Raw genomic sequence first — 20,546 nt, forward strand, 5'->3', positions numbered from 1 at the left:
GGAAAACGAGAATGCCGTACACAGCTGAGCACCCCACGCCTCCCGAATCGAGCGACGAACTCCGCGCCCGCATCCCCGGCTGGGGTGCCGACCTCGACCCGAAGGACCGCCCGTCTGTTCCGCGCGAGCGATTCGATCCGGGCGCGACCGGCGCCCACTGGGACTTCCCCGACCGCCAGGAGGAGAAAGTGCCGCGCGAACGCTCGATTGAGCACAAGTTCCTGACCCCGGTCTTCGGCACGTCGGCGCCGCTGCACGGACTGTCGGGCGTGCTCCGGCGGTTCGCGTACGCCAAATACAGCGAGGGTCGTGCCGCGCACTGGCTGATCCTTCTCGGAGCGGACCGGGTGGATGCCGTCGGGAGCCACCTGCGTTCACTCGCGACCCTGCATCCAGACAACCCGATCACCGAGACCGGGGTGCTGAGCGAGTTCACCCGCGGCGGCATTTCATCGCGCTTCGGTAAAAAACGGGTTGACCTCAACCACCAGTGGATCGACCCGATCCTCGTCGCCGGTCCGTGGATTGCCGCGGCGGGCGCTGTCATCTGGGGCGTCAAGGCGATCGCCAAACGCTGAAACTCCCGTACGCAATCGCGTACGGGAGTTGGTTGTGCCCGGCGTTACGCCCCCGGGATGAGCCGGTCGGCCCGGTATCGGTCGAAGAGCGCGGTGAACGAGTCGACGGTGCGGTGGTGCACCCCGAACCCGGCCAGCCGTGACTTGCTGATGTCGGTGACGACCTCGATCTCGCGGCCAAGGTCAGCGTCGGTGTGCCACCAGGAGGCGATCCGGCCGAGGTCCGGTTCGACGAGCCCGTTCTTCTCCACGATCCGCTGCCAGACGTCCTGAGCGTCGACCATCTGCTGCTCGAGCGGGTTGGGCTCTGCGACGGGCCCAACGGGCTCGACTCCGAAGTACTCGGCGAGACGCGTCCACATCCAGCGCCAGCGGAAGACATCGCCGTTGACGACGTTGAAGGGTTCATTGCGCCCCGCGGGCGAGGTCGATGCCCAGAGCATCTGCTCGGCGAGCACCGTGGCATCCGTCATGTCGGTGAGGCCGTTCCACTGCGTGAGCGATCCGGGGAACACGAATGGGGTGCCGAGTTCGCGACAAATTGACGCGTAGACGGAGAGGGTGAGTCCCATGTTCATTGCGTTGCCGACGGCGTGACCAATGACCGTGTGCGAGCGGTGCACCGACCAGGTGAAGTCGTCTCGCTCAGCCGCGGCAAAGAGTTCGTCCTCCTGCGCGTAGTAGAAGTTCGGGGCGTCGAGTCGCGCCTCCTCCTCGTGGAACGGAGTGTCGGGCATGTTCCCCTGCCCGTAGGCCTCGAACGGGCCGAGGTAGTGCTTGAGTCCGGTGACGAGGGCGACATGCTCGAGCGGCGCGTGAGACAGCGCCGCGAGCAGGTCGCGAACCATTCCGCCGTTGACGGCGATGTTCTCTTCCTCGGTCGCCTGCCGGGACCAGGCGGTGAAGAAGACGTGAGTCGGCCGCTCATCGGCCAGTACGCGAGCAAGGTCGTCGGCCGAGCGAAGATCGGCGGACAACGGGCGGACACCCTCACGTTCAGCGCCGGGGCGCCGGGAGAGCGCCGTGACCGGCCAGCCCTGCTCCGTGAGCAGATCGACCAGTGCGGATCCTCCGATCCCGGTCGCGCCGACCACGAGCGCGCTGCGTCCTTCGGTGGCGGTGCGGTCAGAGGAAGCGGGCTGTGGGGTAATCGAAGTCATTCAGAGCGATAACGCCGACCTACCCCGCGCTATTCCCCGGCCGGCGAAACTCGGGCCGCCGAACGGCCCACCCCCACCTGACGAGACCTGTCGAATTGACCAACCCGCCCCGCGATCAGGCGCTCAGTGCCCTCGGGGTTTTCACCGCTCGGTTTCTCCCCCAGAGCACCAGGGGATGCATCAGGGTGATGAGCCTTCGACCATCCTCTGTCGGGGTGTAACTGATCATCACTGGCGTAGTCGGAGTGACGTCCCGCTCGATCAGGCCCTCGAGTTCGAGCTCGCGAAGGCGCGCCGAGAGCAGCCGGTCTGAGATGCCATCGATACTCTCGCGGTACTCCGAGAAGCGCCGCGCTCCGCGCGCACCCGCGAGCAGGATCGCTGCGTTCCATTTGCGTCCGGCGAGTTCGACGGCATCCTGAAACTGTCGGCACTCGTCGTCATTGATGTGTTCAATATTCATTGCTCGCATGATCCCCACTTACTTGAGGTAAGTAGCTTACCTGCTGTTGGTGGCGATGTCCATGGTCCGTCAGAGTATGACCATGAATTACGGCCACCCCCTTATCTTCGGCGTCGCCCTCGCAACCGAGAGCGACGGCCCCGACTCGCTGGTCGACCGTGCCCGGCTCGCGGAGCGCCTCGGATTCGACCTCCTTGCACTCGACGATTCGGTGCCCGACGCTCCCGCGGCCGACGATTCGTCACCCAGGACCGCCGGTCTCGATCGAGCGACGCTCCTGGCCTGGATCGCTGGAACCACAGACCGGATCGGCCTGCTCGCGCAGCTCGAGGTCGACCCTTCCGGCTTTCCGGCGGTTGCCGCGCGGGCTGCCGCAAGCCTCGACCTCCTGTCCAGCGGCAGAGTCACGGTGGCTCTCGGCGACGAGAACACAGCGGATGCCGCCGAATCGGCAGAGAGCGCAGAGGTCGCCGGGGAGACACTGGACATCATCCGGCGCATGTGGGCCGTCGGCGAGCGCGGCACTGTTCGGTACACGGGGGACGTCTTCCGGGTCGACGGAGCACAGCCCGGCCCCGCGCCAGCGCACGACGTACCGATCCTGATCCGCGGCGGGACCCCGCAGCTGGTACGACTCGCGGCAGAGAGAGCCGACGGCTGGCTTTCCGAGGTCGACGGCTCGGGCCTCGACGGCTTTGCGGCACGCAACCGGCTCCTCGACGAGACGGCGAGCGCTGCTGGTCGCGATCCGCGGGAGGTGCGCAGGCTCGTGACGATCCGCGGAACATTCGGAAACACCAACGACGGCTTCCTCTCCGGAACCGCCTCGGACTGGGTGAACGACCTGCTTCCCCTGGTGGTCGACCAGGGCGCGAGCGCCATTCTCCTGGCGTCGAACGACGACGCCGTGCTGCAGCGATTCGCGAGCGAGGTCGTCCCCGCCCTGCGCGAGGCCGTGACCTCGGCGCTGCCCCGGCCCGCCAGTACCGCCCGCGTCCGCGGGTCGGCGGCGATCGCGAAACGGCGTGAGGGCATCCGTTATGACGCTGTCCCACGGATCCTCGCCGACGCCGCCATCGAGCCGGGTGACTTCGCCTATGCCCGGGTGAAGTCGACCTACCTGCGCGGCGGGTCCCCCGGACTCGTCCTGCCGGTTCACACCCCGGCTGAGATCGCCGCGGCCCTCGAGTTCGCGCGCGAACACCCCGAACTCCCGCTGTCGATCCGGAGCGGTGGGCACGGCATCAGCGGCAGGTCGACCAACGACGGCGGCATCGTCATCAACCTCTCGGGAATGAACCGCATCGACGTCCTCGATGAGAAGACGCGGCGGGTCCGCATCGAGCCGGGTGCGCGCTGGATGGATGTCGCCGCTGCGCTGGCGCCGCACGGCTGGGCGCTGAGCTCGGGTGACTACGGCGGCGTCGGTGTCGGCGGGCTGGCCACCGCGGGCGGTGTCGGCTTCCTCGGACGCGAACACGGGCTCACCATCGACCACCTCCGCTCAGTGGAGATGGTGCTCGCGGACGGCTCGCTCGTCCGCGCGAGCGACACCGAAAACCCCGACCTGTTCTGGGCCGTCCGCGGTGCCGGGGCGAACTTCGGCATCGTAACCGCCTTCGAGTTCGAGGTGGACGAGGTCGGAGACGTCGGCTGGGCGCAACTCGGGCTCGACGCGACAGACACCGCCGGCTTCCTCGAGACCTGGGGCCACCTGAGCGAGACCGCCCCCCGCGACACCACGAGCTTCCTGATCATGGGCCCTCCCCGCTCCGGCCAGCCCGCCGTCGCCCAGATCATGGCGATGGTCGACTCCAGTGACCCAGACACCATCGTCGAGCGGCTCCAGCCCTTCGCGAACATCTCCCCGCTCTACAGCCAGTCCGTTCAGCTGACGCCATACGCGGCGGTGATGGCCAACGCCCAGGGTGAATCCAACGGCGGCCAGGGCCAGCCCGTGGCACGCACCGGCCTTCTGGAACACATCACCCCGGAATTCGCCGCGGCGGCAGCACGGCTCATCTCCAGCGGAATCGTGTACTTCTTCCAGATCCGGGCGGTTGGCGGAGCGATTTCCGACATCCATCCGGATGCCACAGCGTACGCACATCGGAACGCCAACTTCTCGGTTGTCGCGCTCGGCTCGAACCGGCAACGGCTCGACTCCGCCTGGGAGGCCCTGTACCCGTTCTTTGACGGCATCTACCTGAGCTTCGAGACCGACACGAGGCCCGAACGCCTGGCCGACGCATTCCCGCCGAAGACGCTCGCCCGGCTTCGTGAGCTCAAGGCACGCTTCGACCCTGACCACGTCTTCCGGGACAACTTCCCGATCACCGCGGCGACCTCGCCGACCCACAGCAACGCGACTCTCACGGAGGCGACCTCATGACCGACTACGGACACGACCTGCTCTTTGGCACGTTCATCACACCCACGAACAACCCGCCGATGCACGCCGTGGAGATGGCGGTGGTATCCGATCGAGCCGGACTCGACCTGGCGACCTTCCAGGACCACCCGTATCAGCCGGGTTTCCACGACACCTGGACCCTCATGTCATACGCAGCGGCCAGGACCGAGAACATTTCCCTGAGCGCCAACGTGCTCAACCTGCCGCTTCGCCAGCCGGCGGTGCTCGCGAGGAGCGCCGCGAGTCTCGACCTGCTCAGCGGCGGCCGGGTCGAGCTCGGCATCGGCGCCGGTGGCTTCTGGGACCCCATCGTCGCGATGGGTGGAACCAGGCTCACCCCGGGTGAGTCGATCGAGGCCCTCGAAGAGGCGATCGAGATCATCCGGGGAATCTGGGCGACGGATGCTCCGGGCCGGCTGGTCGTCGACGGTTCCTTCCATCGCGTCGACGGCGCCAAACGTGGCCCGAAGCCCGCTCACGACATCGGCATCTGGGTCGGAGCGCTCAAGCCGAGAATCCTCCGCATGACGGGCCGCGCCGCCGACGGCTGGCTGCCCTCTCTCGCTTACCTCCCAGGCGGGCCGCGCGATCTCACAGCGATGAACGCACACATCGACGACGGTGCGACCCGTGCCGGGCGGGATCCGAGAGCCATTCGCCGCCTGCTCAACGTCGCGGGCCGGTTCACCGCCGCGGGACAGGGTCTGCTCGTCGGACCGCCCAACCAGTGGATCGATCAGCTCGCCGGCATCGCGCTTGAGTACGGGACCTCGGGCTTCATTCTCGTCACGGACGACGCGTACACCATCGAAGTCTTCGCCGAGGTGGCAGCGGGCGTCCGCGAGCAGGTCGCGCGCGAGCGCTCGGCACGCGGGGTCAGCGCGGGGAAAACGCCAGCGTAAACAGGCTCACGGCTCGGCGCCCGGCGGCTGGCCGATCATCGGCATCCGTTCGGGCGAGAACCCCGGCGAGCATCGACACAGCCAGCAGCACGTCCTCGGGATCGACGTGTGCTCCGATCCTCCCCGCCTCCTTCTCGCGGGTGAGCTCACGGTCCACCATGCTCCGAAGCCGATCGCCCAGGTGAAGCACCCGCGCGTCGTGTGAGTTCGCCCAGATCAGGTCGATGAACGCCGTCGACACGACGGCCTGCTCGATGACCAGGGTGAGCAGGGCACCGAGCGTCGAACCCGGGTTGTCGACAAACGCCTCGAGCTCGGTGAGGTTCTCGTCGAAGACGGCAACGGCGAGGTCCATCCGCTCCGGGAAGTGCCGGTACAGGCTGCCCTGGCCGACGCCGGCCCTGCGGGCGACGGCGCTGAGTGGCGCCGAGAGCCCGTCGGTCGCGAAAACCTCGCGCGCCGCAGCGATGAGGGCCCGACGATTCTCGGGTCCTGCGCTTGGTCCGCGGTTCGCTTTTGCTGTCGGTGGCACGGGTGTAGCCTACAACCGGACACAGTTGTCCGGTATGTACCTCCGACAGGAAGAAGCACATGACAAACACGGCCACTCCCCTTACCGCCGACTCCGCGATCGGCACCTGGATCGACCACCCCGTCGGCGGCGCCATCCTCCGCGACATGCTCGCCCAGGGCGGACAGACCCCCGAGGTCATGCGCCCCGTCCGTCGCCTCGCCATCAAGCGCCTCGTCAAGCTCAGCAAGGGCTCATTCACCCAGGAGATGCTCGATGACCTCGTCGAGCGCGCCGCCGCTGGTGACGTATCCCAGTCCGCACCGGGAACGGATGCCGCACCGGCAGCGGCCGGGTCAGCCGCGCCGGCCGCACCACCGGTTGAGCGCCCGCAGTGGGTCGAACGCATCAGCACTGGTCGCTTCACCGGAAAGACCGTCATCGTGACCGGCGCTGGTTCCGGCATCGGTCGCGCAACCGCGTCGCGCGTTGCCCGCGAGGGCGGACGGGTTATCGCCGTCGATATCTCCAGCGAGCGCCTGGACGAGCTCGTCGCTGAACTGCCCGATGCCGAGGTCGTGCCCGTCGTTGCCGACATCACCGACGATGCCGCGATCGCCTCGATCATCGAGGCGGCCGGCGGAACCATCGACGCCCTCGCCAACGTTGCGGGAATCATGGACGACATGACGCCCGTGCACGAGATCTCCGATTCGGTCTGGAAGCGCGTTTTCGCGATCAACGTCGACGGAACAATGAAGCTCATGCGGGCCGTTGCACCGTTCATGCTCGCTCGCGAGTTCGGCTCGATCGTCAACGTTGCGTCGGAGGCCGGCCTTCGCGGCTCGGCTGCGGGCGCGGCGTACACGGCGTCGAAGCACGCCGTCGTCGGCCTGACCAAGAGCAGCGCGTTCATGTACGGGCCGAGCGGCCTGCGCGTCAACGCTGTTGCACCAGGACCGACGATCACGAACATCGAGGCCACGTTCGCGTCAGAACTCGGCGCGCAGCGGGTTCGCGCAGGAATGGCGGTCATGCCGGATGCTGTCGAGAGCGACGCTCTCGCGGCGTCGATCACCTTCCTCCTCAGTGATGACGGCGTGAATGTCAACGGTGTCATCCTCGCGAGCGACGGTGGCTGGTCCGCCGCGTAAGCACAGCGTGATGTGAGCATCGGCCCGCGGGAAACCGCGGGCCGATGCTGTTCCTGAGGTTTCGATGGGAGCCGCGTATGGATTCTGGCGCTCTGTGTGTAAGCTCGACCCTCGTGTTCGGGAAAGTCAGGTCAGCAACCATCGCTCGCGACGGGTCAGGCGGAGTCGACTCCGATTCACCGGCTGTCGACTGGGAAGCGTTCCGCGTGAACATCGAAGCTCCCGCTCGCGCCAGGCCCGGCTCGTCGTACGCCGAGGCAACGCCTCGCGTCATGGTGCTCGGTGACGAGGGCGGCGCGTTCGAGGCCATCGTGTCTGAACTCTCTGACCACGGCGTCGACACCATCCGCGCCCGAGAGATCTCTGCCTGCGCCGCGTCGCTCCATGAGAACGAGGCAACGGGAGTGGTTCTCACCGTCGATACGGCGGGACTCGCCGATCGCCGGGCCCGCAAGGAATTCGCGGCGACACTCTCAGCGACCCTCCACACCCTCCTTCCTCTCCTCGCGCAGCCCGCGCAGGTACTCGTGCTCGCGCGTGGTTCCGACGTCTCGCTCAAGGCGAGCCTCGATCGCGAGGTCGTGTCGGTGATCACCAGGACCAGTCGCCAGGCCACCAACGAGTACGGCATGAACCTCAGCATCAACGCTGTGGACATCACCGGTGACGTCGACGCGGCGCTGGTTGCCCACCGTGCCGCCGAACTGTTCGGTGCCCGCGAGGAAGTGTCGACCGGCGAGGTGCTGGACTACGCCGAGATCGAGTCGCAGTCCATCGCCTGTGCACTCGCCCTCAGATTCGTCTACTGAGCGACACCCGGCTCGAACGCTCCCGGGTACTTCGCACGCGCTAACAGATGCCCGGCCGGATGGGAACGCCTTTCTTTTCCGTCGGCAGCGAGCGAGGGTGGAAGCTCCCCACGTGACCCGAAGGATTTCCCATGGCATCCGCCCCCCTGACAGCGAACAAGCCTGACGCCCGTGAGGCCCGTGCGGCCCGCTCGGCCCAGAACGCCTGGTCCGGGGTTCTGTTCGGCGTGGGGATCGTTGCCTTCATCGACGAAGCGGTGTTCCACCAGTTGCTTCACTGGCACCATTTTTACGATCTCGGCACACCGGACGTCGGCCTCGTCTCCGACGGCATCTTCCACGCCATCAGCTGGTTCGCCACGATCGCCGGACTCTTCCTCTTCGCCGACCTCAGGCGCCGGAATGCGCTCTGGCCACGGCGGTGGTTGGGTGGCATCCTCGTCGGTGCCGGTGCATTCCAGTTGTACGACGGCACGGTCCAGCACAAGCTGTTCGGTATCCACCAGATCCGGTACGTCCCCGACGTCTTCATCTATGACCTGGTCTGGAACGTCACCGCAATCCTGATGCTCGTCGCCGGAATCGTGCTTCTCGTGATGACCCGGCGCGGGACAGCTCGCTCGACGTGACAGTGCACGGCCACGGCGAACCAGGCATCGCGGCTCTCGATCTCGCCGTTGCCCTCGTCATAACGGCCGCGGCGGGACTGTATCTCGGCGGCATCCGTGCTGCACGGCGTCAGGGCCGGAGCTGGTCGCTCTGGCGCACGATCTGCTGGGTCGCGGGACTTCTCGTTGTCACGGCCTCCCTGATCGGACCGCTCGCGACCGCCGGACACGAGAGCTTCACCGCCCACATGCTTGGCCACCTCCTCGCCGGCATGGTCGCACCGCTTTTTCTCGTCGTTGCCGCCCCGGTGACCCTCGCGCTGCGAGCTCTCGATGTTCGACAGGCGCGCCGCCTGTCGCGGCTGCTCCGGAGCCGCCCGGCCAGGTTCCTAGTGCACCCGGTGACGGCAGCGGTGATCAATGTGGGCAGCCTCTGGCTGCTTTACACAACACAGCTGTACGAGCTGATGCAATCGAGCTCGTTCTTCCACCTCCTGGTCACGGCGCACTTCGTCATCGCCGGTTATCTCCTGGTCGCGTCACTCATCGGCGTCGACCCGAACCCCCACCGGGCGAGCTACCCGTTACGAGCCGTGGTCCTGGTGGCCGCCCTCGCCGGTCACGGCATCCTCTCCAAGTATCTGTACGCGCATCCGCCGGCCGGGGTTTCCGCCGCCGAAGCCCAGTCGGGCAGCGTGCTGATGTATTACGGCGGTGATGTGGCGGATGCCGCACTCATCGTGATCCTGTGTCTGCAGTGGTATCGCGCGGCCGGAAAGGCGCGGGCGCTCGAGCCCGGAATGCGGGGCTCCGGCTAGTTCCGCGCAGAGCTACCCACCGCTCCGGTCGCACGAGGGGCGGTGGACAAGCCGAATCGGACGTGGCACGATCGGGCGTGTGACCAGCAGTGCCGCCGAGAAGCAGCGCATCGCCGACCTCGCAATTCTGCGTCGCGTGCGGGACCGGATCGATCGTGAGTACGCGAAGCCGCTCGATGTCGAGGGGCTCGCGAGGGGTGCGCACCTCTCGGCCGGGCATCTGAGCCGCCAATTCCGCCTCGCCTATGGCGTCTCCCCGTACTCCTACCTCATGACCCGTCGCATCGAACGGGCGATGGCGCTGCTGCGCAACAGCGACCTGAGCGTCACCGAGGTGTGCTTCAGCGTCGGTTGCTCCTCGCTGGGCACCTTCAGCACCCGGTTCACCGAACTGGTGGGGGTTCCTCCGAGTGTCTACCGGCGAGAGCCCATCCACCCATCGACGGGCCTGGCACCGTGTGTGGCAAAACAGGTGACGAGACCGGTCAGGAATCGAGAAGCACGAGCACGACAGCCGGAGCTAGCGTGACGATCATGAACATCACAATCCACCAATCGTTTCTTCCCCAGACCGACCCTGACGCCTCGCTCGCCTTCTATCGTGACGTCCTCGGCTTCGAGGTTCGCAACGATGTCGGCTATGGGGATATGCGCTGGATCACTGTCGGACCGCCGAACCAGCCGGATACCTCGATCGTCCTGATGCCGCCGATCGCATCTCCTGACTTCACCGGAGACGAACGCCGGATGATCCTCGATCTCATTGCCAAGGGCAGCTACTTCGGCGTGAACCTCGCCACCACCGACCTGGATGACGCCTTCGCGGCTCTCGAGGCTCGCGGCGCCGAAATCGTCCAGGAACCGACCGACCAGCCATACGGCATCCGTGACTGCGCATTCCGTGACCCGGCGGGTAACCTGATTCGCCTGCAGGAGCTTCGCTAGTGGCCGAGGATCAACACCTCGCCGACGGGCACACCAGAATCCGGGTGCAGGGAGCCCGCGAGAACAACCTCAGGGACATCAGTCTCGACCTGCCGAAACGTCGGCTCACGGTGTTCACCGGGGTCTCCGGCTCCGGAAAGAGTTCGCTGGTCTTCAGCACCATCGCCGCGGAGTCGCAGCGGATGATCAACGAAACCTACAGCGCCTTTCTCCAGGGCTTCATGCCAAACCTCGCCCGGCCGGACGTCGACGTGCTCGAGGGACTCACGACCGCGATCATCGTCGACCAGGAACGAATGGGCGCGAACGTCCGCTCCACGGTCGGCACGGCGACGGACGCGAACGCCCTGCTGCGGATTCTGTTCAGCAAGGTGGGCCAACCGCATGTCGGCCCACCTCAGGCGTTCTCCTTCAACGTCGCCTCGATTTCGGGCGCGGGCGCTGTGACGCTCGAGCGCGGCGGCAAGACCATTAAGGAACGCCGTGACTTCGCCATCACCGGCGGCATGTGCCCGCGCTGTGAGGGCATGGGCACGGTCAACGACATCGACCTGACCCAGCTGTTCGACGACTCCAAATCGCTGGCCGATGGCGCGCTGACCATTCCCGGATACACGGCAGACGGCTGGATGGTGCGAATCTACTCAGAGTCGGGATTCGTCGATCCCAACAAGCCAATCCGTGATTACACCGCGAAGGAGCGCGACAACTTTCTGTACAAGGAGCAGACGAAGATCTCGCTCCAGTCGATGAACATGACCTACGAGGGTCTGATCCCGAAGATCAAGAAGTCACTCCTTTCGAAGGACCGGGAGGCGATGCAGCCCCACATCCGTGCGTTTGTCGACAGGGCCGTCACGTTCACCACCTGCCCCGATTGTGGAGGCACACGGCTCAACGAGGGCGCACGGTCGTCGCGCATCGACGGCGTCAACATCGCCGAGGCGTGTGCGATGCAGATCAGTGACCTCGCCGGCTGGGTGCGGTCACTCGACGAGCCGTCCGTGGCCCCGTTGCTCGGCGCTCTCCAGCACATCTTCGACTCCTTCGTGGAGATCGGCCTCGGCTATCTGTCGCTCGATCGTCCTGCTGGCACGCTCTCGGGCGGTGAGGCGCAGCGCACCAAGATGATTCGCCACCTGGGTTCGTCGCTCACCGACGTCACCTATGTCTTCGACGAGCCGACCATCGGGTTGCACCCCCACGACATCCAGCGAATGAATGAGTTGTTGCTGCGGCTCCGCGACAAGGGCAACACGGTGCTCGTGGTCGAGCACAAACCCGAGATGATCGCGATCGCCGATCACATCGTCGATCTCGGCCCTGGAGCAGGGACCGCGGGCGGAACCGTCTGCTTCGAGGGCACTCTCGCTGAGTTGCGCGCGAGCGACACCCTCACCGGCCGTCACCTCTCCGACCGGGTCGCGCTCAAGGACGAGGTGCGAAGCCCGACGGGCGCACTGGAGATCAGAGGGGCGACCAGGCACAACCTCAGGAACGTCGACGTCGACATTCCCCTCGGCGTGCTGGTCGTGATGACCGGGGTTGCCGGTTCGGGCAAGAGTTCGCTCGTGCACGGCTCGATTCCGCCCGGCGCCGGTGTGGTGGCAATCGACCAGGGTGCCATCAGGGGTTCACGCCGCAGTAACCCGGCAACCTATACCGGGATGCTCGACCCGATCCGCAAGGCATTCGCGAAGGCCAACGGAGTGAAGCCCGCCCTGTTCAGTTCGAACTCGGAGGGCGCGTGCCCGAACTGCAATGGTGCCGGTGTGATCTATACCGACCTCGGCATGATGGCGACCGTCGAATCGCCCTGCGAAGTGTGCGAGGGGAAACGGTTCATGGCATCCGTTCTCGAATACACACTCGGCGGGCGTGACATCAGCGAGGTGCTCGCGATGAGTGTGCTCGAGGCCGAGGAGTTCTTCGGCTCGGGTGATGCGAAGACACCGGCGGCACACGTGATCCTCGAGCGGTTGTCCGACGTGGGTCTGGGGTACCTCAGTCTGGGCCAGCCACTGACGACGCTGTCGGGTGGAGAACGGCAGCGAATCAAGCTCGCCACCCAGATGGGCGAGAAGGGTGGGATCTACGTGCTCGACGAGCCGACGACCGGGTTGCACCTCGCCGATGTCGAGAATCTGCTCGGCCTGCTCGACCGGCTCGTCGACTCGGGCAAGAGCGTCATCGTCGTGGAACACCACCAGGCGGTGATGGCGCACGCCGACTGGATCATCGATCTCGGCCCCGGCGCGGGTCACGACGGCGGGCGGATCGTGTTCGAGGGCACGCCAGCTGACCTCGTCGCTCACCGGTCGACCCTCACGGGCGAGCACCTCGCGACCTACGTCGGCGGCTGAACCGTTCGAACAGCCGGTGTGCTGTTGACTGGAGGCATGACACCACATCGAGAGGTCTCAGTCATCAGGGACACCACCGCGTGGAGAGCAGAGTCACACCCGCCGATCACAGTCACCGTGCGGAACTGCATCGAGCGAAGCGACTGGCTCGCGGATGCCCCGTCGGTATTCGACGTCGAACACGACGAGACCGCTCGCCTGTACGCGACGAACCGAGGGGTGACGCCCAGCATTCTCGGTGACATCGACCCGGAGAAACCCTGGGAGACGATTCCGATGGGTTACACCACCCTGATGCTGCTCGAGAAGCGCGCTGTCGTCGCTGACGGCGCTCTCGTCCGTCTGTGGCCCCGGCGGTATGGGGCCACAGACGAATTCCGGGTCGACTCGTTCGACGCCATCATGGCCGGCGTCGGGGCCTCCCGATTGCATGTGGGCCTTGGACATCCGCTCGGCTCTGCCATCGAAACCGCCAAGGCCCTGTCGCAGAAGATGAATGGCGAACCGATCGTCGTCACCCGCACCCTGTCGAACATCAACTGGCACTGACCACTCGCCGCAACATGCCCGAGCGGCGGCGATAGAGTTCGTCTGCACCGCTGTCGTCGCCCAACGGAGGGAACAGTCATGAGTGTCATCGGTTATGCCATCGCCGCACTGTCGAGCATCTTCCTCGCGAACGCCGTTCCGCACCTCACGCGGGGCAGCGCCGGGTACCTGCACCGCGTCCCCTGGCGAGTGCCGGCATCGGCAGCCGAGAACGTGCTCTGGGCCTCGATCAACCTGCTGGTCGGCGTGTGGCTCGCATGGTGGGCTGCGACGTACGACCTCTTCGTCCCGGTTGCGCTGACTGTCGGGATCATCGTCGGCGGTGCTTTCCTCGCCCTCATCGGTACCCGTTTTGCGAACAACCCCGCCGAGCGCGGGCAAACAGAGCCGGGTCAACAGGAGCGCTGAGCCCGCGCGCCGGGTCGACCAGCGGCACGTCCGGTCCGTTTTTGCGTGGCGTCTCGCCAGGCGGTGGCGCCAGCCTGACTGGAACCGGGCCGGGGCCCGGTGGTGGTTGCGCTATCTTTCCTGAGGATACTTCAGTCTCTTTTCTTTGATTATGTGCACCTTCGCGGTAGTGTTAGCGCAAACATTCAATAGCTCGGCAGCGAGGCGAAGCACGAAGCGCTTGGGGCCGGCATTCGATCCGTCTCGCCAGCCGGGGCGGTATCACTCAAAGAGGAGCGACAGATGACACCCAGGACTCGCTTCGCGCGTTTCACAGCCGTCACGGCTGTGGCGGCGATTTCCGCCTTCGGGCTTGCGGCCTGCAGCACCGAGGGTTCGAGCACATCGGCAGGCTCTAACGGGCCCGTCGAGATCGAATACCTTCACCGCCTGCCCGATGGCGAAGGGATGACCCCGGTCAATGAGATCGTCGACAGGTGGAACGAAGAGAACCCCGACATCCAGGTGAAGGCGACGAAGTTTGACGGCGCAGCCACCGACATGATCCTCAAGCTCGAGACCGACGTCAAAGCCGGCAACGCGAGCTGCCTCGCCCAGGTGGGCTACTCCGAAGTACCGCAGATGTTCGTCAAGGGCCTCGTCGAAGACGTCGCGGAGGAAGCTGACAAGTACGCCGACGACTTCTCCGCCGGCGCATACGCGATGATGACCGTCGGTGACGCGGTAGTCGGACTCCCGCAGGACACCGGCCCCCTCGTTTACTACTACAACGAAACGGTATTCACCGAGCTCGGACTCACCGTGCCCGCGACGCTCGACGAGCTCGGCGCCCAGGCTGCAACCGCGGCGGGTGCAGGGAAGTTCGCTGCAGCGTTCACGCCTGACGAAGCGCTCTCCTGGCTGTCCGCCCAGTCTGCTGCTGCCGGCGACGTTTGGTTCGGTTCGACGGATGAGGGCTGGACCGTCGACTCGGAGGGTCCGGGAAGCCAGAAGGTTGCCGCATTCTGGCAGGGTCTCATCGACAACGACCAGGCCCTCGTGACCGAGCGCTGGGGCGAAGGGTTCACCCAGGCAATGAACGATGGATCCCTCATCGGTCACGTCGGAGCAGCGTGGGAGGCAGGCTTCCTGCTCGACTCGCTCGACGGAACACCCGCTGAGGGCCAGTGGCGCGTTGCGCAGCTCCCGGACTTCGGCGCAGGAGAGGTCACCGGCCCCGACGGCGGCTCGGGCGTCGCCGTCATGAAGGGCTGCGAGCACCCGCAGGAAGCGATGGCTTTCAACGCCTGGTTCAACACCCAGACTGACGACCTCGCTTCGCAGGGTCTCGTCATCGCCGCCAACGGCACACCCGAGACGAGCGAGAAGATGCTCCGCCAGTTCGGTGGGCAGGATGTTCTCGCGGAGCTGGCAACGGCCTCCGCGAACCTGAACCCCGAATTCGTCTACGCACCGGGCTTCGCCTCGCTGACCAAGATGAACGAGACAGCCTCGAACGTCGCGAGTGGATCGGCGACGGTCGCTGACATCTTTACGACAGCGAAGACCACGGCACTCGAGACTCTCGAAGACCTCGGGCTTCCGACCGCCAAGTGACGCAAACGACAGTATGAACACCGCGCCGGCGGGCCACACATCGATGTGGTCCGCCGGCCGTTCCTGGTTGAAGGAGACCACAGCTGATGACCATGACCACCCGCACCGTACCGGACAGCTCTCCACCCGAACCCGCTGCCAGGGCCCCGCGGCCGACCGCGGTGAAACGCAAGCGCCGTCTCGGCTCCCAGGCGACAACCGGCTGGCTGTTCATGGCGCCATTCGCTGTTCTGTTCGTCGTCGTCTTCCTCGTTCCGATCGGAGTGTCGATCCGATCGGCGCTTTTCTCGCAGAAGCCAGGCGGGGACGGCCTGTACGGCGGTGGTGAAGTCGTCGACACGTTCGTCGGATTCGATAACTTCGCCCTCGCACTGGGGAGCGAGGTCTTCTGGCTGGGAATGGGGAGGGTGACGCTCTACGCACTCTTCCAAATTCCGGTGATGATCGTGGCTGCGCTTGCCCTCGCGCTCCTCCTCGACTCCTTCATCGTTCGCCGGCCCACGGTGTTCCGTCTGGCCTTCTTTTTGCCGTACGCGATCCCCGGCGTCATCGCCGCCATGATGTGGCTCTACCTCTACACCCCTGAGGTTTCCCCCTTCATGCAGTTGCTGCCCGAAGGCACCGACCTCATGGGTCCAGGCACTGTTCTGCTCTCGATGTCGAACATGACCACCTGGACGTACACGGGCTACAACATGCTCATCTTCCTCGCCGCGCTGCAGACGGTTCCACGCGAGCTGTACGAAGCAGCCCGCCTCGACGGTGCGAGCGGATGGCAGATCGCTATGAGGATCAAGGTTCCGCTCGTCCGCTCGGCGGCGCTCCTCGCCGTGCTTCTCTCGATCATCGGCACCGTGCAGTTGTTCAACGAGCCGGTCGTCATGGAAGCCGCCAACCCATGGATGGGTAAGGCGTACACGCCGATGATGCTGACGTACAACTCGATGATGGGTGCGATCTCCCCATCGGGCACTGGTCCAGCCTCGGCATACTCGCTGCTCATGGCCGCTATCGCAGGAGCCCTCGCCATCGTCTACGCGCTGCTGCAGCGCCGGAAGGGAGCAAGCGCGTGAGCGCCCTCGTCACCACCCGGAAACCCCGCCGAAAGGCACCCGTCGTCGATCTCCCCCCGAAGTCCGTGCTCCCTGGCCCGGTCGCACGGATAGCCGGTATCAGCGCCCTTGTCGTCGCAACGCTGTACTTCGTCGCCCCTGTGGTGTGGGTGATGTTCGCCGCGACGAAGAACAACCGAGACCTGTCGTCGACGTTCGGCTTCTGGTTCGCCGACTGGAACCTCGTCACCAACTACGAGAGTCTGATGAGCTGGACCCAGGGCATGTTCTGGCAGTGGGTGGGCAACTCCGTCTTCTACTCGTTGTCTGCCGGCCTGATCGGAACCCTGTTCGCTGTCATGGCTGGATACGCCATCGCCAAGTTCGATTTCCCTGGCAAGCGGGTGGCGGTCGGTTTCATCATGGGCGGGCTGCTCCTCCCCGTCGCGCTGTTGACGGTGCCCCTGTATCTCGAGTTCCAGGCGCTGGGCCTCGTCGATACGGCCTGGGCGATCATCATCCCGTCAGCGGTCTCACCGTTCGGAGTCTTCCTGGCGATGGTCTACGCGGAGTCCTCCGTGCCCTCAGAGCTGCTTGAGGCCGCTCGCATCGACGGGGCAGGTGAAGCGCGTATCTTCTTCACCATCGTCCTGCGGCTCCTCGGACCGGCAATGGTGACGATCTTCCTGTTCGTCTTCGTCGCCACGTGGAACAACTTCCTGCTTCCGCTGTTGATGGTGTCATCGCAGGAGCTCAAGCCCGTGACCCTGGGGCTGTTCGGCATGGTCAGCTATTTTGCTCCGGACAAGGGCGCGGTCATGCTCGGCGCCCTGCTCGGGGTCGTCCCGCTCATCCTGCTCTTCTTCAGCCTGCAGCGGTTCTTCCAGTCGGGACTCGCCGCCGGAGCGGTGAAGGGCTGACCCAATCAACGAGAGAGGCCCCGCGGCGCTACGCCGCGGGGCCTCTCTCGTTTTGTCTGTCAGAGGTGGTTGCCACCAGGAATGATCATCAGGATCCGATGAACTCCTCGACCTCACCCAGCGAAGCACGGTCACGGATCTCGACCGCGGTGCCGAGCTGGTCGAGATCGAGGACGCGCACTTCGTTGCGTCCTTCGCGCCACAGCGGTGCCGGTGCGTAGAGCGTCTCCTGTGGCCCGATCGCAGAGTAGCGCCCGATGAGGAAGCCATTCACCCAGACCATGCCCCGGACGCCGCCGGGGAAGGCAAGCCAGGCGTCTGCGGCCTCGTCGAGGTCGAACTGGGCGCTGGCGAATCCGTCAGCACCTGACACGCCTCCGACGGCGCTGCCGTCAAGCGGAAGCACACGGTGGGTCCACCCGTGTACCAGCCGTCGACCGACGAGGACTCCACCCAGGATGCCCTTGCGTTCACCAAGCTTCGCGCCGTAGTTGATGCGACCCAGGCTCTCAACGACGATGGTGAGCACCGCTGACCGTGCTGGCCCCTCGAGAGCCACGCTCGTTTGACCGTCGCGCTCGAGAACGGCGATACGCTCACCGTCGAGGAAGACGACAGCCCGATCGTGCAGGCCGTCGATCGCGAGGATCGTCTCGCCAGGCAGATCCACCGCGCTTTCGTAGGCCACAAGCCCATCGGCGACGCTGAGCTCCTCAAAGGTCAGCGGCCGCGGGGTCACCGGACCGGCCGCCACCGAGCGCACGACAGCCAGGAGGGATGCTTCCGGCACCAGCGGTGCGGATGCCGCGGGCTGGAAACGCGGTTCGGCGGGCGGCTCAGGGAGCGGGCCGTCGTGGAACGGTGCGAACAACGCCCGGAGCGCGTCAAACTTGGCGGTCAGGCGGCCGTCCTCCGCAATGGGTGCGTCGGAGTCGTAGCTCGTGATCGTCGGCTGGAGCACCCCATCCCAGTTTGCTCCGCTCCACAGCCCGAAGTTCGTGCCACCGTGAGCCATGTACAGGCTGACCGACCCGCCGGCTGCGAGAAGCTCTTCGACGGTTCCCGCCGTGCTCGAGGCCTTCCGTACGTGGTGCTTCTCGCCCCAGTGGTCGAACCATCCACCCCAGAGCTCGCTGCACAGGAGAGGTGTTGCTGCGGGAAGGAGCTCCCGGGCGGCCGCGACGCCGGTGCCGAAGGTGAACGTTGGCATGGCTCCGTCAATCGAGCCATTACGCACCATGTCGGATGTGGTTCCATCGGCCGTCGTGAGCAGTTCGACGATGCCGTGATCGCGAATCACATCGCGAAGATGTTCGAGATAGCCGCGATCGGAGCCGTACGAACCGTATTCGTTCTCCACCTGAATGGCGACGATGGGTCCGCCGTGCACCGCCTGCAGCGGCGCAAGGCGAGGCAGAAGTTCGTCATACCAGGCGTCGACCGCTCGCAGAAATTCAGGGTCGCTCGTTCGGAGGGCACGCGTGCGAGCCGTGAGCCACGTCGGCAGCCCACCGTTCGACCATTCGGCACAGATGTACGGGCTCGGGCGCACGTAGACGTCGAGGCCGACCTCGGCCGCGAGCCGGATGTAGCTCTCGACGTCGCGCCAGCCGTCGAAATCGGGCTCGCCCTCCACTTGCTCGTGGAAGTTCCATGGAATGTAGGTGTCGACCGTATTCGCGCCCATGGCGGCCAGGCGCCGCAGCCGGTCCTCCCACTGGGCCGGGTGCACCCGGAAGTAGTGGACCGAGCCGGAGAGCATCCGGTGTGGCCGACCTCCCCGTAAAAGGACGTTGTCGTTGTACGTGAGGGCAGCTGTCGAGACAGTGACATCCCGGGTGGTGTTCGCACTCATGTACGTCGGTCCTCCGATCGCGGGCAGGATCGCCCTCAGGAAATGTTTGCGTTAACATTACCGTGGTTGCTCAGCTCCCCGGTTGAGCGACGTCGGCGGAGTGAACGCTCACTACGATGGTGGGCATGCCACGTCGTTCACCCGAGGATCGGTCGCCAAGTCAGGTCGATGTCGCGCGCGCGGCCGGGGTCTCCGCCCAGACGGTGTCACGGGTGATTTCCGGTCATTCGAACGTGCGACCTGAAACCGCGCGTCGGGTAATGACCGCCGTCGACGCCGTCGGTTATCGCCTCCACGCGGCGGCCGCGTCGCTCGCGTCTGGCCGGACCCGTACCCTCGGGGTCATCCTCGTCTCGTCCGGACGCTATTCGACAAGCGCCATTCTGCTCGGCGTCGAAGCTGTCGCGGCAGAATCGGGGTACACGGTTACCACCGCAAGCGTTCCACAACACTCTGCGCCTGCTGCGTTCGTTGAGGCGTTCGAACGGTTGGAGCGCCAGGGCTCTGAAGGGATCGTTATTCTCGCGCCGGTCGGTTACCTCGCGGAAGCCCTTGGTACCCGCACCGAGCGAACGCCCACCGTCGGACACCGCCAGTTCGACAGCACAGGGATCGACGCGCTCGTCGATCAACGCGCCATCGCGCGCCTGGCAACCGAGCACCTGCTCGAGCTTGGTCACCGCTCGGTGTGGCACGTCTCCGGAGCTGAGTTCTGGCAGGAGTCAAAGGCCCGACGCGAAGAGTGGGAGGCAGTGCTCGAAGAGCACGGCATAACCCCACCGCCGGTCATTCCGGCCGACTGGTCGCCTGAGTCCGGCTATCGCGCAGGACGGACCCTCGCGGCGATCCCCGACGCGTCTGCTGTCTTCGTCTCCAGCGATGAGATGGCCTTCGGTGTAATTCGGGCCCTGCACGAAGCGGGTCGTACGGTGCCTGACGAGATCTCCGTGGTCAGCGTCGACGACATAGCCCTCGCGGCATACGCTGCACCCGCGCTCACCACTGTTCGGCAGCCGTTCGAGAAAGTCGGTCGGGCAACGGCAACACGTGTCATCGACATGATCGAGAAACGCGCGCCGGTTGCCATCGAACCGCTCTTTCCGGAACTCGTCGTTCGGACATCGACGGCGCCACCGAAGACCCCGCGCAACAAAGGTTCCCTGTCAAAGTAATCACAGTTCCCGCGTGGATTTTGTATACCCCCTGGGGTATCTTACCGTTGGCTTCGGGTACCCCGTCGGGCGCCCGAATACCGAGGGAGAATTCAAACGATGTGCCGAGCTGTGACCTGCAGGACCTGTGGAAAAACGACATGGGTGGGCTGCGGGCAGCACGTCGATGCGGTCATGGTGGGCGTGTCGCGCGCTGACCGATGCCAGGGTCACGAGAACACGCCAAGCTCAGGCGGGTTCTTCTCGCGTCTATTCGGCCGCTAAGCGGAA

The 20,546-nt window shown here is 65.6% G+C and carries 21 protein-coding genes; 17 read left to right on the plus strand and 4 right to left on the minus strand.

What is annotated here, in order from left to right:
• Window positions 1-11 precede the first annotated feature (11 nt).
• Window positions 12-578: a hypothetical protein gene (locus AC1C2N_RS05440; RefSeq protein ID WP_483406582.1), complete on the plus strand. Its 567-nt coding sequence runs from the start codon at window positions 12-14 to the stop codon at window positions 576-578.
• 44 nt (window positions 579-622) lie between these two features.
• Here the strand turns inward: AC1C2N_RS05440 and AC1C2N_RS05445 are convergent, their stop codons facing one another.
• A complete protein-coding gene (locus AC1C2N_RS05445) occupies window positions 623-1,738 on the minus strand; it encodes an SDR family oxidoreductase (RefSeq protein ID WP_495433185.1) in 1,116 nt (371 codons plus the stop codon).
• Between the two features lie 115 nt (window positions 1,739-1,853).
• Entirely contained in the window at window positions 1,854-2,201 is a 348-nt protein-coding gene (locus AC1C2N_RS05450; protein WP_483406580.1) for a winged helix-turn-helix transcriptional regulator, read from the minus strand.
• Between the two features lie 82 nt (window positions 2,202-2,283).
• On the opposite strand from AC1C2N_RS05450, the gene AC1C2N_RS05455 reads away from it, so the two are divergent.
• Together AC1C2N_RS05455 and AC1C2N_RS05460 are read left to right on the plus strand one after the other, a co-directional pair.
• Window positions 2,284-4,593: an LLM class flavin-dependent oxidoreductase gene (locus AC1C2N_RS05455; protein ID WP_495433186.1), complete on the plus strand. Its 2,310-nt coding sequence runs from the start codon at window positions 2,284-2,286 to the stop codon at window positions 4,591-4,593.
• A complete protein-coding gene (locus tag AC1C2N_RS05460) occupies window positions 4,590-5,516 on the plus strand; it encodes an LLM class flavin-dependent oxidoreductase (RefSeq protein WP_483406578.1) in 927 nt (308 codons plus the stop codon). Before AC1C2N_RS05455 ends, AC1C2N_RS05460 begins: the two co-directional genes overlap by 4 nt.
• On the opposite strand, the gene AC1C2N_RS05465 is transcribed toward AC1C2N_RS05460, so the two are convergent.
• On the minus strand, window positions 5,491-6,048 hold the full coding sequence (locus AC1C2N_RS05465) for a TetR/AcrR family transcriptional regulator (protein WP_495433187.1): 558 nt from the start codon (window positions 6,046-6,048) through the stop codon (window positions 5,491-5,493). The genes AC1C2N_RS05460 and AC1C2N_RS05465 overlap by 26 nt on opposite strands.
• 59 nt (window positions 6,049-6,107) lie before the next feature.
• Here AC1C2N_RS05465 and AC1C2N_RS05470 point away from each other — a divergent pair, with 59 nt between their 5' ends.
• From AC1C2N_RS05470 to AC1C2N_RS05525, 12 genes are all read left to right on the plus strand, one after another.
• Window positions 6,108-7,181 (plus strand): SDR family NAD(P)-dependent oxidoreductase, encoded by a 1,074-nt coding sequence (locus tag AC1C2N_RS05470; protein WP_495433188.1) that lies wholly within the window; start codon window positions 6,108-6,110, stop codon window positions 7,179-7,181.
• A gap of 77 nt (window positions 7,182-7,258) precedes the next feature.
• Window positions 7,259-7,990: a hypothetical protein gene (locus tag AC1C2N_RS05475; protein WP_495433190.1), complete on the plus strand. Its 732-nt coding sequence runs from the start codon at window positions 7,259-7,261 to the stop codon at window positions 7,988-7,990.
• Between the two features lie 131 nt (window positions 7,991-8,121).
• Window positions 8,122-8,619 (plus strand): DUF2243 domain-containing protein, encoded by a 498-nt coding sequence (locus AC1C2N_RS05480; protein ID WP_483406574.1) that lies wholly within the window; start codon window positions 8,122-8,124, stop codon window positions 8,617-8,619.
• A complete protein-coding gene (locus AC1C2N_RS05485; RefSeq protein WP_495433191.1) occupies window positions 8,616-9,416 on the plus strand; it encodes a cytochrome c oxidase assembly protein in 801 nt (266 codons plus the stop codon). Before AC1C2N_RS05480 ends, AC1C2N_RS05485 begins: the two co-directional genes overlap by 4 nt.
• Before the next feature lie 79 nt (window positions 9,417-9,495).
• Window positions 9,496-9,945: a helix-turn-helix transcriptional regulator gene (locus tag AC1C2N_RS05490; RefSeq protein WP_495433192.1), complete on the plus strand. Its 450-nt coding sequence runs from the start codon at window positions 9,496-9,498 to the stop codon at window positions 9,943-9,945.
• Between the two features lie 5 nt (window positions 9,946-9,950).
• Window positions 9,951-10,361 (plus strand): VOC family protein, encoded by a 411-nt coding sequence (locus AC1C2N_RS05495; RefSeq protein ID WP_495433193.1) that lies wholly within the window; start codon window positions 9,951-9,953, stop codon window positions 10,359-10,361.
• Entirely contained in the window at window positions 10,361-12,724 is a 2,364-nt protein-coding gene (locus AC1C2N_RS05500) for an ATP-binding cassette domain-containing protein (protein ID WP_495433194.1), read from the plus strand. The genes AC1C2N_RS05495 and AC1C2N_RS05500 overlap by 1 nt, the downstream gene beginning before the upstream one ends.
• A 36-nt stretch (window positions 12,725-12,760) precedes the next feature.
• Complete coding sequence (locus AC1C2N_RS05505) at window positions 12,761-13,273, plus strand: hypothetical protein (RefSeq protein ID WP_495433195.1); 513 nt, start codon at window positions 12,761-12,763, stop codon at window positions 13,271-13,273.
• Between the two features lie 78 nt (window positions 13,274-13,351).
• Window positions 13,352-13,681: a hypothetical protein gene (locus tag AC1C2N_RS05510; RefSeq protein WP_483406568.1), complete on the plus strand. Its 330-nt coding sequence runs from the start codon at window positions 13,352-13,354 to the stop codon at window positions 13,679-13,681.
• 282 nt (window positions 13,682-13,963) lie between these two features.
• Window positions 13,964-15,277 carry an ABC transporter substrate-binding protein gene (locus AC1C2N_RS05515; RefSeq protein ID WP_495433197.1) on the plus strand — a complete coding sequence of 438 codons (1,314 nt, stop codon included), beginning with the start codon at window positions 13,964-13,966 and terminating at the stop codon, window positions 15,275-15,277.
• A gap of 86 nt (window positions 15,278-15,363) precedes the next feature.
• Entirely contained in the window at window positions 15,364-16,350 is a 987-nt protein-coding gene (locus tag AC1C2N_RS05520) for a carbohydrate ABC transporter permease (protein WP_495433198.1), read from the plus strand.
• Window positions 16,347-17,249 (plus strand): carbohydrate ABC transporter permease, encoded by a 903-nt coding sequence (locus AC1C2N_RS05525; protein ID WP_483406565.1) that lies wholly within the window; start codon window positions 16,347-16,349, stop codon window positions 17,247-17,249. Before AC1C2N_RS05520 ends, AC1C2N_RS05525 begins: the two co-directional genes overlap by 4 nt.
• A gap of 88 nt (window positions 17,250-17,337) precedes the next feature.
• Here AC1C2N_RS05525 and AC1C2N_RS05530 read toward each other — a convergent pair whose 3' ends face one another.
• Window positions 17,338-19,104 carry a glycoside hydrolase family 35 protein gene (locus tag AC1C2N_RS05530; RefSeq protein WP_495433199.1) on the minus strand — a complete coding sequence of 589 codons (1,767 nt, stop codon included), beginning with the start codon at window positions 19,102-19,104 and terminating at the stop codon, window positions 17,338-17,340.
• 125 nt (window positions 19,105-19,229) lie between these two features.
• Between AC1C2N_RS05530 and AC1C2N_RS05535 the strand changes: the two genes are divergently transcribed.
• Together AC1C2N_RS05535 and AC1C2N_RS05540 are read left to right on the plus strand one after the other, a co-directional pair.
• The gene (locus AC1C2N_RS05535) at window positions 19,230-20,276 is read left to right on the plus strand and encodes a LacI family DNA-binding transcriptional regulator (protein WP_495433200.1); all 1,047 of its coding nucleotides are present in this window, start codon (window positions 19,230-19,232) and stop codon (window positions 20,274-20,276) included.
• Window positions 20,277-20,375: 99 nt separating this feature from the next.
• Complete coding sequence (locus AC1C2N_RS05540) at window positions 20,376-20,540, plus strand: DUF8730 family Cys-rich protein (RefSeq protein ID WP_495433201.1); 165 nt, start codon at window positions 20,376-20,378, stop codon at window positions 20,538-20,540.
• Window positions 20,541-20,546: the final 6 nt, after the last annotated feature.

This window comes from Mycetocola sp. Y791 (assembly GCF_059445325.1).